We start from the raw sequence: 13537 nt of genomic DNA, 5'->3' as shown, positions 1-13537 counted from the left end.
CATGACCGACGAACAAGCCATGGTTGAAGCATTTCACACTAGGTTCGAGATTGTGACACAAACAACGCCGATGGATGTGAGTGAAGAGACGAAACACCTTCGCGTTCGACTCATTCAGGAAGAGTTCGACGAATTGAAGGAAGCCATGGCCTCTGGAAATCTTGCTGAGGTGGCCAAAGAAATGGCAGATCTTCTGTATGTGACCTATGGAACAGCAGTTTCCTACGGGATCGATATGGAACCGGTGTTTCAGGAAGTCCACCGGTCGAATCTGAGCAAAATCGGCGGCTACAAGCGGGCGGATGGAAAATGGGTGAAGCCCCCCACCTATTCACCAGCGAATATCCAACCGATTGTGGAGGTCCAACAGAAGCAACGACCGGCGGAGCGACTATTGGTACATGATGCCGCCGGTGTGCCCCAGAGCTCATGAGAGATCCACACTGCCCAAGTTGCGGAACCCCCTACGTCCGAGTCGTCTATGACGAGGGAACCGTCGAGCGAATTTTGAATCGCTTCAGGATGTTCTCATTCCGGTGCCAACTCTGCACCGCACGCTTTCGTGTCTATCGGGCTCAGCGTCCAGCCCAGCCCTCGGTCTCGGATCGCCGGCAATACAAACGATTGCCCGTGTCGTTCAGGGCCAACCTCCTCGCAGAGAACGCCAGGCGGATGGACAATCGCGTGACGGATATATCCATGGGAGGGTGCACGCTCGAGACGACGGCAACCTTGCCTCAGGGCTCGTTTATCGAGCTGGTCATCAAACCGGCTTCCAATGAAGAACCGATTAAGATTGGGACGGCCATGGTGTGTTCTTCGCGACCAGAATCGATGGGCATCCGATTTCTCGAAATGGTGGCGGATGACAAGAACCGTCTCAGTCAGGTCATCCTCAGCTTACTGGTTGGACAAAGCCTCCATCCCAATCTTCTCGCCTAAAGACGCCTCGCTCTATTTGGAAGACCGCCGCGGCAGGGTGACCAGAAGATTATCGATAAGCCGAACGGATCCTATCCGCACCGCGCCAAGCAGCACAACTCGCGACGTGACAATGGACAGAGGCTCCAGAGTAGATGGATCGCACAGTGCCAGATAGTCGATCGTGATGGCCGGTTCTTTCTTGAGAACATGAGCCATCGCTGACTGTACGGCCTTTCCATCGGTGACGCCTCTCCGAATCACCTCGGCACCGGCTCGCAGGCTCTTGTACAGCGTGATGGCGCGCACTCGTTCCTCTTGCGACAGATAGACATTGCGTGAGCTCATCGCAAGCCCGTCTCTTTCACGGACGGTAGGACAGACAACCATCTCCACACCGAGATTCAAATCTTTCACCAACTGACGGACCAGCGCCGATTGCTGGAAATCTTTCTGCCCAAAGAGCGCAACCTGAGGGCGGACAATTCCAAAAAGCTTTGTCACGACGGTCGCAACGCCGGAAAAATGATGAGGACGGATCTCCCCCTCCCACCGTCGTGCGATTGTGGGAAGTGTGACCACGGTTTGAAATCCCTTCGGGTACATCCCTTCCGCAGTCGGTTCAAAACAGACATCGACCCCTTCTTTTCGGCACATCGCGTGGTCATGCGCGATGGGACGTGGATACTTGGCGAGGTCTTCCTGTGGCCCAAATTGAGTAGGATTCACAAAGATACTGACGACAAGCGCGTCGCATCGCAACCGCGCTGCCCGAATCAGTGCCCGATGGCCATCATGCAATGCACCCATGGTTGGAACCAGACCAACCCTCACACCTTCTCGCCTGTGTTGTTCGCTCCAGGCTGCCATGGGGGTCAGTGAACGAATAATCTTCATGAGTTGGGTGGCGAACTACAGGCAGGACGTGACCCGTATCTGGTTGAAGGCTGAGGGAACAGGAGACGCACTTGAGACTGGTCCTTGGCCGCCGTCAGTAACTGTGCCACCGATTGGTTGAGCGTCGGATGGACCCAGAGTGGATCCAGTTCATTCATCGGCATCAGGACGAATCGGCGTTGATGGAGACGAGGATGCGGAATGGTCAGTCCTGGCTCCGTGAGCACATGCGCCCCATAAAAGAGAATGTCTAAGTCGATCGTGCGAGGACCAGACCGATTGTCTTCATCTCGATCAAGTGCCCGTTCAATTTCCTGGAGTGTCGAGAGGAGGCTGCGGGGAGTAATGTTCGTTTCAAGCTGCACCACCCCGTTGAGGAACCATCCCTCTCCGGAATCGATCTGGTCGCGTACCGGTTCTGTTTCATACAGCAGTGAGACGCCGTGAAGTCGAGAATGTGGGAGGAGGCTGAGCAACGTCACTGCTCGATCGCAAAAATCGACTCGATCGCCGATGTTCGATCCAAATCCGATGAAGACCATCTCCATAGCGAGTTAAGAGTGAGGGGTAAGGAGTAAGGGGCCGAACTCCGTATCTTTTCGCCTCACCCCTTACCCTTCACCCTCTTACTAGTTAGAATTAGAATCCCACTTTTTTGATCCGCTCGACTGCTTCCGCTAACCGCTCTTTGGTCGTGCAGACCGTCATGCGGATATAGCCTTCGCCCGGTGCGCCAAAGCCGTTGCCCGGCGTCGTCACGATCCCTGCTTTTTCCAGCAGATGGGCGGTGAAGGACGTAGAGGTGTAGCCCTTCGGCACCGTCACCCAGATATAGAAAGCGGCGGGTGGCGCATCCACTTCCAGTCCCAGCTGCTTGAGTCCAGGAATGAGCGTATCGCGGCGCTCCTGGTAGATCCTTCGGATGCCGTCGGTGACAGAGTCGTCCAAGCCCAACGCGGTAATGCCGGCCTCTTGAACCGCCTCAAAACAGCCTGAGTCGAGGTTGCTCTTCACCTTGCCGAGGCCTGCCAAAACATCCTTGTTACCGACGACAAATCCCAGACGCCAGCCGGTCATGTTGTACGTCTTCGAGAGCGAGTGGAACTCCACGCCGACGTCCTTGGCACCATCTACTTCCATAAAACTCGATGGGCGCGCACCATCGTAGTAGATTTCCGAGTAGGCCGCGTCGTGGCAGATGATGATCTGATTATCCCCTGCGAACTCGATGGCCCGCTTAAAGTAGTCCTTCGTCATAATCACGGACGTCGGATTATTCGGAGAGTTCAGCCACATCAGCTTGGCTTTCCTAGCCACATCCTTTGGGATCGCATTCAGATCCGGCAGGAATCCATTGGCTTTTGTCAGCGGCATGAGATGCGACACACCGCCTGAAAATCCGGTACCGACGGGATACACCGGATAGCCGGGGCTGGGAACCAACACGATATCGCCGGGATCGACAAAGGCAAGATGAATGTGCCCGATCCCTTCTTTCGAACCGATCAGCGCGAGGACCTCGTTCGCTGGATCAAGCGTCACATTGAAACGGCGTTTGTACCAACCAGCCACGGCTTTCCTGAAAGACAACATACCTTCATAGGAGGGGTACTGGTGGTGCTTGGGGTCCTTCGCTGCTTTCGCCAAACTGTCGATAATCGGAGTCGGAGTCGGCAAATCTGGATCACCAATCCCGAGATTGATGATATCGACTCCCCGGCCAATGGCCTCCTGCTTCATCTTATCGATCGCGGCAAACAAATAGGGAGGCAGCGTCTTGATGCGTGTGGCAACTTCGATCGGAAAACCGGCCATTCCTTTGGCTCCTTTCGAGATGAATTCACATATTGGAACGTGACAAAGTTAGAACATGCGGAAAGAACCTTCTCACTGTTACACGTTCAAACTGAATGCGTTAGGTTACTTCAGAGCAACGCTGGCAATCAACGTGTAGGGTTAAGAAGATGGCCGATGAGTCGATCAGCCATTTCATGAAGTTGTGGGAGCCGCGGCAACGCGGTGGCTTTGACCTCCTGTGCAGCACGATGCGCTTTCATCAAATCCGGGGCACATTCTCGGCACAATGAGTCGATTCCCGTCTCTTCCATCTCTAAATGAAAGAGAAGGCCGTAGGCACGATCTCCATAGCGAAACGCCTGCAGTGGCGCAATCTCGGATCCAGCCAACGAGACACAATCACGGGGTAAGTCGAAGATTTCCCCGTGCCATTCAAAAACCTCGAATGCCTCAGGCGCAGCGCCAAACACTGGATCTTGTTTTCCATCATCAGTGAGACGAACCGGTGTCATACCGATCTCCAATGCCTTGCCTGATCTCACCGTCGCACCGAGCGCCTTTGCCATGAACTGGCTCCCTAGACACACGCCGATCACCGGCTTGTTGGACAGAAGCGCAGATCTGATGAAGGCGGCCTCTTCGGCAATCCATGCGTCAGAATCATTCACTGACATCGGCCCGCCCATCACAATCAGGAGATCCCCCGTATCGTGAGGCACGCCTTCCTTCGGGACGAGAGAATATTCAAGGCTCACGCCACGCTTGGCAAGAGCCGTTGCAAAAGCTCCCGGACCTTCAAAGGGAACGTGTTGGAGACAGATGGCCTTTGTCATGTACGCGTCCGGATGAATGATCGTGACCGAGCGTCAGAACCTGGACTTTTGCTAACTGGATACATACACTGTCCTCTACGGACGCAGCAAGCAAAGAATCTCTCACCCGAACACATGAGCGGTCTTACATGCCTACTCCCGCTGCTCAAACTCTCCTTAGTCAGCCAGTACCTCGGAACCTCACAGACATCGCCTTGCCACGACGCGTAAAGTTTCACTCGTCGCCAGGAGACTGGCGCGACGAAGTCCTCTACTTTCTCCTCGTCGATCGATTCAGCGATGGGCAGGAGGCATCCAGGCCTCTCCTTGATCGTACCCGTCGCACGACATTTCGACCTCTCGGGCACCACCGACAACCGTGGCGATGGGATCGCTGGGCCGAATCCGGCGCGCATCGGTGGCAAGGGGGAACGCTGAAAGGTGTGGAATCCAAGCTTGGGTATCTGCAGGACCTGGGTGTCACGGCACTCTGGCTGAGCCCCATATTTAAGCAGCGCGGTCACCTTAATACGTTTCATGGTTACGGCATTCAACATTTCTTAGATGTCGATCCTCGATTCGGCACGAGAAACGATCTGGTCGCCCTCGTCGAGGCGGCGCACGCTCGTGGCATGCGGATCATCCTGGACATTATTTTCAACCATTCCGGGTTCAATTGGGTCTATCCAGGAGGGGTCAAGGAACCTGTCTACAAACCGTTTCCGGATCGCTACCCATTCGGTTCATGGCTGGGCCGGAGCGGGGAAGAAATCGGCAACCATGTGGATGACCATGAGGCCGGAGTCTGGCCGGCTGAGATGCAGGCCATCGATTCCTATACTCGGGCAGGCGTTGGAAATCTCGGGGGCGGCAGCCTGGACGATCCGAATGCGGAGCACAAGCGAACGGACTTTTTCACGCTACGGGATTTCTCGCTCAGTGCGCCGGGGGTCCTTGATCATCTGGCGGCTTGTTATCGCTACTGGATTGCCCTGACGGATTGCGATGGTTTCCGCATTGATACGTTGAAACATGTGTCCTACGAGGAGGGGCGAAATTTCTGCGGTGCCATCAAGGAGTTCTCTGCGAATCTTGGCAAAACTAACTTTTTGCTCGTAGGGGAAATCGCGGGGGGTGACTTTGCGCAAGATCGCTACCTTGATGTGCTTGGACGCAATCTTGATGCAGCTCTCGATATCGGCGGGATGCGGATGACGCTTCAGAATGTGGCGAAGGGGCTGGCACCTCCGCAGACATACTTCGATGGCTTCGATGCCGGCACAGCGGAGATGGGATCGCATCGGAATATCGGTCAGCGGCATGTCTCCATCCTGGACGATCACGACCATGTGTTCGGTCACAAGATCCGCTTCTCCAGCGAAGCAGCCTCGGAAGAACAGGTTGTCGCCGGCGTGGCGTTACAGCTGTTTACGCTGGGTATTCCCTGCATTTATTATGGGACGGAGCAATCCTTCGCCGGGCCTGAGGAGTCGGAACAGCGTTTCCTTCCAGGCTGGAAGGGTGGTGACCATGCCGATCGGTACCTGCGCGAAGCCATGTTCGGCCCGGAGCATCCTCGGGCTTCCGGGCTTGTAGGCTTGACAGCAGCCAATGGACTGGACCGAACCCTGCCGGGATTCGGACCGTTCGGAACGGCGGGCGCCCACTGCTTCGATCCAAACTTTCACGCCTACCGCCGGCTTGCAGCCCTTGCTGCCATTCGCCAACGCTTTCCGGTGCTGCGCGTAGGACGGCAATATTTACGACCGATCTCGCTATTCGACGGGCCATTCTTGTTTCGAGAGGCTGGAGAACTTGTCGCATGGTCAAGAATTCTCAGTGATGAAGAGGCCTTGTGCATTGTCAACGCCCATGGGACTCAAATACGTGGTGGTGATGTGATGGTAGACGCAGATCTCAACCAGCCTGACATGGCGTTTACTGTCGTTGCGAATAGCATGGAGGCTGGGGCTGGAACATCGGCTGGGATCGCCCATCCGGTCGGCTCACAGCTCCCCATCAGGCGCCACTCCGACGGCACCGCGTTCGTGGAGATCCGTAATCTCGCACCGTCTGCCGTCATCGTGGCGGTCAATCATCCGTAGGCGGGATGGCCTTCGAAGTAAATATATTGGGAACAGACAATCTTTGGACGTCTGTTTGACCTGAGGCAAGTGAAACAAAAAGGCTCTAGCCTGGACTTTCGCCTGAGGGATACATACACTATCTTCGGCTAGGCTCAAAGTGTAGGCTTTTTGCACAAATGGCCACGGTAGATTCTCAGAAAGAGGTGAGCATGAAATACCGCATCGCCCTGCACAAATCTGAGGAAGGTTTCGCAGTTTCTGTTCCCGGCCTGCCTGGATGCTGGTCCCAAGGTGCATCGGAACAGGAGGCTATTCAGAATATCCAGGATGCTATCCGCGAATACTTGTCCGTCGTTGAGGATGAAATCCGAGGTCAAGACGTGCGCGAGATCGAAGTCGCGGTGTAGCGTTGCCAAAGATTCCCGGAGTCAATCACCTCGCTGCCGTGCGAGCCCTGGAAAAGGCCAGCTTTCGTGTCGCCCGTCAAGGAAAGCATATCGTGATGAGCAATGGACAACGCATCCTCACCATCCCTCGCCACAATCCCGTCAATGCGATCACCATGGGTGGAATCGTTCGTGACGCCGGTCTGAGTGTTGATGAGTTCAGAGCCCTGCTATAAGACCGCAGGCTTTGATTACTTGGGCCTCAAATGAAGACTCCACTACTACGTCCTTTTCGTCATCTGCGCCGACATTACTACACTCAACGTTGACGCTATTGTAAATGCGGCCAATGCTTCTCTACTCCCCGTCCGTGGGGTGTGCGGAACAATCCATCGCGCAGCGGGGCCAGAATTGGCACAGGAATGTCGTGTGCTTGGCGACTGTCCAACAGGCGATGCGACGTTGACGAGAGGCTATCGTTTGTCTGCTCGATACGTGATCCATGCCGTCGGACCGGTCTGGACGGGTGGGAACAATGGCAAACCCGCACAGCTCGCTTCCTGTTATCGCCGCAGTCTTGAGATCGCAACCGAAAATAGAACTCAGACCATCGTCTTTCTCAGCATCAGCACCGGCATCTACGGCTATCCCATCGAGTTTGCTGCCAACGTGGCGATCGACTCAGTCCGTACCACTATGGCCGGCCTTTCGTCGGTCTATGAAGAGACATGTTGTTGTTTTTCTCCAAATGACTTGATGGTGTACCAAAAGCACCTCGCTCGGGCCTGACGATTTACCTCTCCTCCCCCATTTCCGACTTTAGCCCTTCCGTCGACCGACCGACAAGTACATATCATGGCTCTTCCAGCTGCCGATGTAGACCCCACGATGTGCGATATCCCTCTGACCTGCCCACAAATTACTCTGGATACTCTTCCTCGTTGTTCGTTTCAGCAGAGGGTACGCTCACACTATCACGCATTCTGGTACCACCTTGGGGAACGATTCGCCTGGTCACGAGGAGCGTATCGTGAACGACCGGTCAGGCGGCTTTCTCAACTGAGCGGCATTCAGCAAGCACGTATCGCCTCGCTCCAACGACGCTTCTGTGTAGGATTCGAACAGCAGGCAGAACAGTCGACGGCCCTGAAGCAATACGACTATCTTGAGGTGCTGGAACGAACCTGGTCGGCGCTCGGCTTATCCTATTCAGTAGGTGGAGCCGTTCAGGATATAGGGTCGAGTAACTTCTGGTATGCGGCCGCCTTGCATGCGTTCTTTCAGCCATCGGAACTGGTCGGCGTTGAAGTGGAAGGGTACCGGATCTACACCAATGGGTATAGTCGCCTCGACTATGCCCATGGCTATATCCAAGACCTGCCGAACACACAATTCGTCGTCGGCGACTATGCCGGCTATGATCATCCGGCTGACGTCATCACAGCGTGGTATCCCTTCGTGACGCCGGACCCTGTGCTGGCCTGGCGGATGCCGCTCTCAGTGTTAACGCCACACACATTGTTTTCTCGGGTAGTCCGCAATCTCACCTCTCACGGTTTATTCGTCATGGTCAACCAAGGCCGGGACGAAGCGGCAATCGCTGCCGCCTGGTGCGAGAAGGTCGGCCTCATACGGTACGGCTCCTACGAGGTCAGAACCTTGTTGCGTGCTCGGCGTCCTGCTGTGGTATCGTGCTGGACGAGCGCACACGCGTCGCAGACGTCTCCATACCAGAACTAGTATTTGTCATATGAAGCACTCCATTAAGAACGTGGAAGACCTTCGGTGGTTCATCGGGCATACAGGCGGTTTTCGCTCAGGATATGTGACCGACCTGCAGATTTCCAAACGCCGTCTGTTCGACGAAGGCTCTACACGGGAAGTACCGGCCGGTACGACCATCTCGCTCACGATCCGTTATGAGGTTCGCGGATACGTCCGAGTCGCCAAGCTCACGATGACCGGCGTCACGGATTTCTCCGTCTTCGAACAAGATGGGACTGATTGTTCATCCCTTGGCGTGATCCAGACGGAGTTCACTGCGGGGAAAATGCGCTTCTGGTTCGATCCCCAGGGAGAGCTCTACGTGGTGTGCGATGAGGCCGCTCTGGATGAAATCGCCACGCCATTCGTGACGGCCGATCAGGCGGCCGAGTTCGCTCGATGGATATTCCAAGGCCGAGCGACCGAAGGCCCCACGGTGGAGTGGCTGTTACACCAACTGGATCGAGCCGGTCTGCCGTGCACATGGCGTGACGCGACGCGGACAGTCGCGATTCATCCGGCGGTGCAGTGGGAAGGCGATCTGATTCCAGCAGGCGACTCTACCGCCAGCGAGGAGCATAGGGTCCACGTCCTGGGCTATGGTCCACTGGAGGGGCAAGGCTTTGGTCTGATGCTACGGGTGATGGGGATTCAGGATCGGCGGATGAGCCGGATCCTCGAAGTGCTGGCTGATCAAATCACTCAACAGTTCGTCGGTGACTGTCTCGTCGGTACAACGATCATCCCCGGTCGTGAATGGGAGGGATGGTTGATTCGGGAACTCCAGACACGACACAGTCGATAAGCAGCGATGAGGGGGAACGCTGATTAGTGTACGTGCTCGGGGGAGTAACGTCCGTTGCCGTTCACATACCCTGAGGCAGGGCGTGCCGTGCCATTCCCGTTAGTCCGCTGGCCCTTGCCGTTGATGCACTCCACCAAGGCCCAAAGCCGTAATGGATTCACCCGTTGATTGCGAGCGATGCGGAGCGACGTCCCTTCCAACACGGTACTAAGCGACAGATCGGTCCGCCACCCCAGGTGCTTGGTCAACGGCGAGATCACTCGCTCCATCGCATTGATCACCTTGTTGCCATTGCTGAAGTGGTTGAGCATGATAATACGGCCACCGGGACGGCAAACCCGAATCATCTCACTGACCACCGTTCGATAGTCTGGCACCGCCGTGACGACATAGGCCGCCACAACCGTATCGAAGCTATCATCCTCGAATTCCATCGCGCCTGCATCCATGCGGTGAAGCTGGACGTGGTCGAGGGAGTGAGTTTCCGCCTTCTCCCGTGCCCTAGCCAACATTCCTTCGGATACGTCGATCCCAATAATGCGGCAATGGCGAGGGTACATGGGAAGCGCAAGTCCAGTCCCCACACCGACTTCGAGAATCTGTTCATCGGGTTGTACATTGAGATTCCGAACGACTGATTCACGCCCTTCATGGAACACTTTCCCAAACACTTTGTCGTAGAACCCCGCGTAGGAGGTGTAGACACGTTCAATCTTGATGGGATCCATGCTCTCCTCCAAACTTCACACAATTCGCTCTCTGCAATCCTCACTCTGTCAGAGGCGGCAAACCGCCATGGCGACGCGGGGGGGGGAAATTGAGGCGGGAAATCTACACGGTACACGGCCCGCCCGGAACGGCGTCGCCGGTACTGTAGCCAATCTCTCTTCAGCGAGTCAACAGATTCTTGCGAGATCTGAGGAAGAAATGCTGTCCCAATGACATATGGGTACTATCGGTCATGTGGGGCTTACCCGCCTTGATTCATGGCTCGTTCCTATGTGATAGCTACATGTATGATACTGGCGGGCCTCTTCGCAGGGCTCTTATTTATCGGACTGATCGTCGGTGATTGGCTGTATTTTATTCGGCTGACCCCGGACGCCATTCGGTACGGGTGCCGTGTCGCAAGCAATCCGGACCAGTGGCCTGGAGCCGCGCTCACAACCCTAGACGATCGGTTCACGCCCGAAGGGGTGCTGATGCTTCCGCATGGAGTGGCCTGGTTTTATCCACAGCTCTCCCAAATTGCAATCCGCCCCCAGTATCGATTGTTCTCCAGGCGGTTCAGGACCGCCTGGCCGGTGAAAGGGCTGATTCATCTTTCGCCACAGGATCAGTCGCTGAACACGCTGTGCGTGAAGCGGATGCCGTGGTCGTCAACCATCATGACGCTCCTATGGTTTGCGGTCGTCTTGATCGGGTCCCTGACCTTCGTGGTGCAATATGCCCTGGACGGAGGATTCGCTTCACTGGGGGGAACCCTCACGGGTGTCACGGTCATTGCTCTCGCCGCCCTTGTGCTGGCCTTTGGACTCGTCACGATGGCCCTTGCGTATCGGCTTGAAGACAGCCGCCTCATGAAAGTCTATGCCGAATTGCGAGATGCCGTCGCACTTCCCATCTCCTCCTCTTCCTAGTTCGCCCGTTGCGCTTTTTCTCAGGTAAGAAATAAATTCAAGAAGTGATCGTATTCGGCCGGCAAGCTCAAGGCTAAGCGGTTACGGGCCAGGCCGGCAATGATTCCCCGATGCTTCTTCGCAAGCCCTGATGCATGAAACGCCTGTGCAAACTGCTGCCAGTGTAGGGTCGGATCGGAGACGATTCGAACTTGCTCTTCCTTCGGCAGGGCATGCACGATGGTGGTCAGCATCCGAATCGCTTTTTCTACGCTCTCGTAGGGTGGAGCCAATTGAAGATGGGCATAGAACATCTCTAGATGCCGGCGGAACTCCTCCTTCAGAATCTGACTGGGATCGGACAAGGTAGGTGTGGGATCGGCCATAGTAATCATGTGGATAATACGGTATGAAGAAGGCAAGGAACAACTCTCAATAGGAGGCATGCATGAAACGAATGTTTGGCGGCTTACTCAGTGCGCTCACCCTGATGGTGCTGGTTGGGTGCTCGTCTCACCACCACGGCATGCCGGGAGGCGGCAAGAGTGACGCCTATTGGCAGAAGGGCCAGCAAGATATGGAGGGATTGATCAATCGGACCGTGCAAGATCCCGAGAAGGCGAAGGGTGTGAATGCCTACGTCGGTGAGATCATCAAGGAGCTCAAGGAGGGCCGTGCGCAGGAGCGGGCCTATCATCGGCAGCTCTACACTCTGAATACCAGCTATACCGCGACACCTGACGAATTTTCAAAAATCGTGAACGAGGCAAACATTCAGCGGGCGCAAAGCTCGGCCAGGGTACTGAGCCTTCGGTTCAAGATGAAGGACCTGATGACCGCAGACGAGTGGAAAACGCTCTCAGACCGCATGGTCTCCTATAGCGGCCGTTACCAGCATGGAGAAGCAGGCGCAAAAAGCAGTTATTGACTCGAAACCGGCGCGGCAGTGAGCGGCACCGCCGCCCACGTCGCGCCGGCATCAGTGGAACGATAGAGCCCACTACCGTTCGTGCCGGCGTAGAGCAATTGCGGATTCTTCGGGTTCATGGCCAGGGCGCGAATGTTCAGGGTTGTCATGCCCTGGTTGATCGCCTGCCACGTCTTTCCGCTATCCGAACTTTTCCAGACTCCTTTCGGCCCACCAACATAGAGCTGTGACGGTTCTGTGGGATGGAGCAGAATGCTGCTGATAAAGGGATCCGGGAGGGGTTGTCCAATCCGCTCCCATTGTTCACCTTTATTGACCGTGCGAAACAGCCCTTTCGTCGTCCCCGCGTAAACGATAGTAGGATTCGTCTGATCGATTTCAATGGCATTCACGCCCAACGCCATGGACGCCATCAGCTCGCTCTCGGGAATCAACCCGTTGTTGATCCTTTTCCAGGACATCGCTCCATCCTCTGAGCGATACATCCCGCCCGTTGTTCCGCCGTACAGGGTGGTAGGGGCTTTGGGATTCATAGCGATGGCCGTCACAATGTGAACTTCCTTCATCCCGTTCATCCGTTCTTCCCATTCCCGGCCTGCATCTTTTGTGAAGAACACACCGACAGTCGTCGCAATATAGATCTTCTCGCTCAGCATGGGATGGAACACAAACTGATTCACAAACGAGACGTGCTCTTTCAGACCAACATTATGCGGCAGCCAATGTTGCCCGCCATCCGGACTCTTATAAACCGCGTCCCCCATGGTGCCGGCATAGATCGTGGCAGGCAGGAGCGGATCAAGCGCCAGCGTCGTCACCCTACGTGCGCTGAAACTTGGGAATCGCTCCCAGGTCGAGCCACCATCGCGTGACTTATAGACCGCGTCGTTGGTAGCGACGTAGAGGATATTCGCGTTGGTCGGATGGAGCGCGATCGACACGACCGACTCGCTTTCCTTTTGGCAGCCGAGAACGGAAATCAGGAGCGTGATCAAGGCCAGCGTACGGGCAGTGTGAAGCAGTCGCATGGTGGTGGGACCTAACCACAGGGATCTGACGGGCGTCAAGCCGGGAAGGGCTGAACGCCACCGTTGGCGAGGTGAAGGAGTGGTTAGGCCGCCGTGCCGATAAGGCTTTCCAGGGGGATGCGCAACTTGCGGTGGAGTCGACGAATCATCTCAAGCGAGAGATTTCGCTTCTTCGTCAGGATTTCCGACACACGTCCTCGCCCACCCAGTACCGTCTCTAAATCTTTCCGCGTCATGCCGAGTTGATCCATCCGAAATGTGATCGCCTCGATCGGGTCGGGAGGATAAATCGCGTGATGTTTCGCTTCGTACGCCTCGACGAGCGTCGTGAGTACGTCCAGCTCGTCACCAGCTTTCGTGCCTGGCTTCGCCTCCATCAGTTGTTCAATACGAGTTAACGTCCGGTCATAGTCTCGGGCTGTTTTGATCGGAGCAATGATCATGTCGCCTCCTCGCATTCTAGATAGTCGTCACATCGATGGCATAATACTCA

At 55.7% G+C, this 13537-nt stretch carries 18 protein-coding genes; 10 read left to right on the top strand and 8 right to left on the bottom strand.

What is annotated here, in order from left to right:
* The first annotated feature begins 1 nt into the window (after position 1).
* Both E8D52_08200 and E8D52_08195 read left to right on the top strand, forming a co-directional pair.
* The gene (locus tag E8D52_08200) at positions 2-433 is read left to right on the top strand and encodes a hypothetical protein (GenBank protein ID TKB68952.1); all 432 of its coding nucleotides are present in this window, start codon (positions 2-4) and stop codon (positions 431-433) included.
* The gene (locus tag E8D52_08195) at positions 430-942 is read left to right on the top strand and encodes a PilZ domain-containing protein (protein ID TKB68951.1); all 513 of its coding nucleotides are present in this window, start codon (positions 430-432) and stop codon (positions 940-942) included. Before E8D52_08200 ends, E8D52_08195 begins: the two co-directional genes overlap by 4 nt.
* 12 nt (positions 943-954) lie before the next feature.
* Here the strand turns inward: E8D52_08195 and E8D52_08190 are convergent, their stop codons facing one another.
* The 4 genes from E8D52_08190 to E8D52_08175 form a co-directional block, all read right to left on the bottom strand.
* On the bottom strand, positions 955-1818 hold the full coding sequence (locus E8D52_08190; GenBank protein TKB68950.1) for a pantoate--beta-alanine ligase: 864 nt from the start codon (positions 1816-1818) through the stop codon (positions 955-957).
* Positions 1815-2360, bottom strand: coding sequence for a 2-amino-4-hydroxy-6-hydroxymethyldihydropteridine diphosphokinase (gene folK / locus E8D52_08185; protein ID TKB69448.1), 546 nt, complete (start codon positions 2358-2360; stop codon positions 1815-1817). The genes E8D52_08190 and folK overlap by 4 nt, the downstream gene beginning before the upstream one ends.
* 97 nt (positions 2361-2457) lie before the next feature.
* Positions 2458-3633, bottom strand: a complete 1176-nt coding sequence (locus tag E8D52_08180) for an LL-diaminopimelate aminotransferase (GenBank protein ID TKB68949.1) — start codon at positions 3631-3633, stop codon at positions 2458-2460.
* Between the two features lie 128 nt (positions 3634-3761).
* The gene (locus E8D52_08175) at positions 3762-4448 is read right to left on the bottom strand and encodes a type 1 glutamine amidotransferase (GenBank protein ID TKB68948.1); all 687 of its coding nucleotides are present in this window, start codon (positions 4446-4448) and stop codon (positions 3762-3764) included.
* 128 nt (positions 4449-4576) lie between these two features.
* On the opposite strand from E8D52_08175, the gene E8D52_08170 reads away from it, so the two are divergent.
* From E8D52_08170 to E8D52_08145, 6 genes are all read left to right on the top strand, one after another.
* Entirely contained in the window at positions 4577-6532 is a 1956-nt protein-coding gene (locus tag E8D52_08170) for an alpha-amylase (protein ID TKB68947.1), read from the top strand.
* Between the two features lie 191 nt (positions 6533-6723).
* A complete protein-coding gene (locus E8D52_08165; GenBank protein TKB68946.1) occupies positions 6724-6921 on the top strand; it encodes a type II toxin-antitoxin system HicB family antitoxin in 198 nt (65 codons plus the stop codon).
* 2 nt (positions 6922-6923) lie between these two features.
* Positions 6924-7136, top strand: a complete 213-nt coding sequence (locus E8D52_08160) for an addiction module toxin, HicA family (GenBank protein TKB68945.1) — start codon at positions 6924-6926, stop codon at positions 7134-7136.
* A gap of 61 nt (positions 7137-7197) precedes the next feature.
* A complete protein-coding gene (locus E8D52_08155; GenBank protein ID TKB68944.1) occupies positions 7198-7689 on the top strand; it encodes a macro domain-containing protein in 492 nt (163 codons plus the stop codon).
* Positions 7690-7755: 66 nt separating this feature from the next.
* Complete coding sequence (locus E8D52_08150) at positions 7756-8640, top strand: hypothetical protein (GenBank protein TKB68943.1); 885 nt, start codon at positions 7756-7758, stop codon at positions 8638-8640.
* Between the two features lie 10 nt (positions 8641-8650).
* Positions 8651-9469 (top strand): hypothetical protein, encoded by an 819-nt coding sequence (locus tag E8D52_08145; GenBank protein ID TKB68942.1) that lies wholly within the window; start codon positions 8651-8653, stop codon positions 9467-9469.
* Positions 9470-9492: 23 nt separating this feature from the next.
* On the opposite strand, the gene E8D52_08140 is transcribed toward E8D52_08145, so the two are convergent.
* A complete protein-coding gene (locus E8D52_08140; protein ID TKB68941.1) occupies positions 9493-10197 on the bottom strand; it encodes a methyltransferase domain-containing protein in 705 nt (234 codons plus the stop codon).
* A 288-nt stretch (positions 10198-10485) separates the two neighbouring features.
* Between E8D52_08140 and E8D52_08135 the strand changes: the two genes are divergently transcribed.
* Positions 10486-11109 (top strand): hypothetical protein, encoded by a 624-nt coding sequence (locus tag E8D52_08135; GenBank protein TKB68940.1) that lies wholly within the window; start codon positions 10486-10488, stop codon positions 11107-11109.
* A 20-nt stretch (positions 11110-11129) separates the two neighbouring features.
* Here E8D52_08135 and E8D52_08130 read toward each other — a convergent pair whose 3' ends face one another.
* Positions 11130-11474 carry a hypothetical protein gene (locus E8D52_08130; protein ID TKB68939.1) on the bottom strand — a complete coding sequence of 115 codons (345 nt, stop codon included), beginning with the start codon at positions 11472-11474 and terminating at the stop codon, positions 11130-11132.
* 62 nt (positions 11475-11536) lie between these two features.
* Between E8D52_08130 and E8D52_08125 the strand changes: the two genes are divergently transcribed.
* Positions 11537-12016 carry a hypothetical protein gene (locus E8D52_08125; protein TKB68938.1) on the top strand — a complete coding sequence of 160 codons (480 nt, stop codon included), beginning with the start codon at positions 11537-11539 and terminating at the stop codon, positions 12014-12016.
* On the opposite strand, the gene E8D52_08120 is transcribed toward E8D52_08125, so the two are convergent.
* Together E8D52_08120 and E8D52_08115 are read right to left on the bottom strand one after the other, a co-directional pair.
* The gene (locus E8D52_08120) at positions 12010-13044 is read right to left on the bottom strand and encodes a hypothetical protein (protein TKB68937.1); all 1035 of its coding nucleotides are present in this window, start codon (positions 13042-13044) and stop codon (positions 12010-12012) included. The two genes, E8D52_08125 and E8D52_08120, sit on opposite strands and share 7 nt — an antisense overlap.
* Positions 13045-13127: 83 nt before the next feature.
* Positions 13128-13487: a helix-turn-helix domain-containing protein gene (locus E8D52_08115; protein TKB68936.1), complete on the bottom strand. Its 360-nt coding sequence runs from the start codon at positions 13485-13487 to the stop codon at positions 13128-13130.
* Positions 13488-13537: the final 50 nt, after the last annotated feature.

It is taken from the genome of Nitrospira sp., from assembly GCA_005116745.1.
GTDB lineage: Bacteria > Nitrospirota > Nitrospiria > Nitrospirales > Nitrospiraceae > Nitrospira_D.
Note: the sequence above shows the minus strand (reverse complement) of the source record. Positions and strands in the feature narration are given on the sequence as shown.

Coding starts and splice junctions, on each gene's coding strand:
- E8D52_08150 (TKB68943.1), top strand. CDS start 7,756: ATGGCTCTTCCAGCTGCCGATGTAGACCCCACGATGTGCGATATCCCT.
- E8D52_08165 (TKB68946.1), top strand. CDS start 6,724: ATGAAATACCGCATCGCCCTGCACAAATCTGAGGAAGGTTTCGCAGTT.
- E8D52_08180 (TKB68949.1), bottom strand. CDS start 3,633: ATGGCCGGTTTTCCGATCGAAGTTGCCACACGCATCAAGACGCTGCCT.
- E8D52_08135 (TKB68940.1), top strand. CDS start 10,486: ATGATACTGGCGGGCCTCTTCGCAGGGCTCTTATTTATCGGACTGATC.
- E8D52_08170 (TKB68947.1), top strand. CDS start 4,577: ATGCCTACTCCCGCTGCTCAAACTCTCCTTAGTCAGCCAGTACCTCGG.
- E8D52_08120 (TKB68937.1), bottom strand. CDS start 13,044: ATGCGACTGCTTCACACTGCCCGTACGCTGGCCTTGATCACGCTCCTG.
- E8D52_08140 (TKB68941.1), bottom strand. CDS start 10,197: ATGGATCCCATCAAGATTGAACGTGTCTACACCTCCTACGCGGGGTTC.
- E8D52_08190 (TKB68950.1), bottom strand. CDS start 1,818: ATGAAGATTATTCGTTCACTGACCCCCATGGCAGCCTGGAGCGAACAA.
- E8D52_08125 (TKB68938.1), top strand. CDS start 11,537: ATGAAACGAATGTTTGGCGGCTTACTCAGTGCGCTCACCCTGATGGTG.
- folK (TKB69448.1), bottom strand. CDS start 2,360: ATGGTCTTCATCGGATTTGGATCGAACATCGGCGATCGAGTCGATTTT.
- E8D52_08200 (TKB68952.1), top strand. CDS start 2: ATGACCGACGAACAAGCCATGGTTGAAGCATTTCACACTAGGTTCGAG.
- E8D52_08175 (TKB68948.1), bottom strand. CDS start 4,448: ATGACAAAGGCCATCTGTCTCCAACACGTTCCCTTTGAAGGTCCGGGA.
- E8D52_08145 (TKB68942.1), top strand. CDS start 8,651: ATGAAGCACTCCATTAAGAACGTGGAAGACCTTCGGTGGTTCATCGGG.
- E8D52_08195 (TKB68951.1), top strand. CDS start 430: ATGAGAGATCCACACTGCCCAAGTTGCGGAACCCCCTACGTCCGAGTC.
- E8D52_08115 (TKB68936.1), bottom strand. CDS start 13,487: ATGATCATTGCTCCGATCAAAACAGCCCGAGACTATGACCGGACGTTA.
- E8D52_08130 (TKB68939.1), bottom strand. CDS start 11,474: ATGGCCGATCCCACACCTACCTTGTCCGATCCCAGTCAGATTCTGAAG.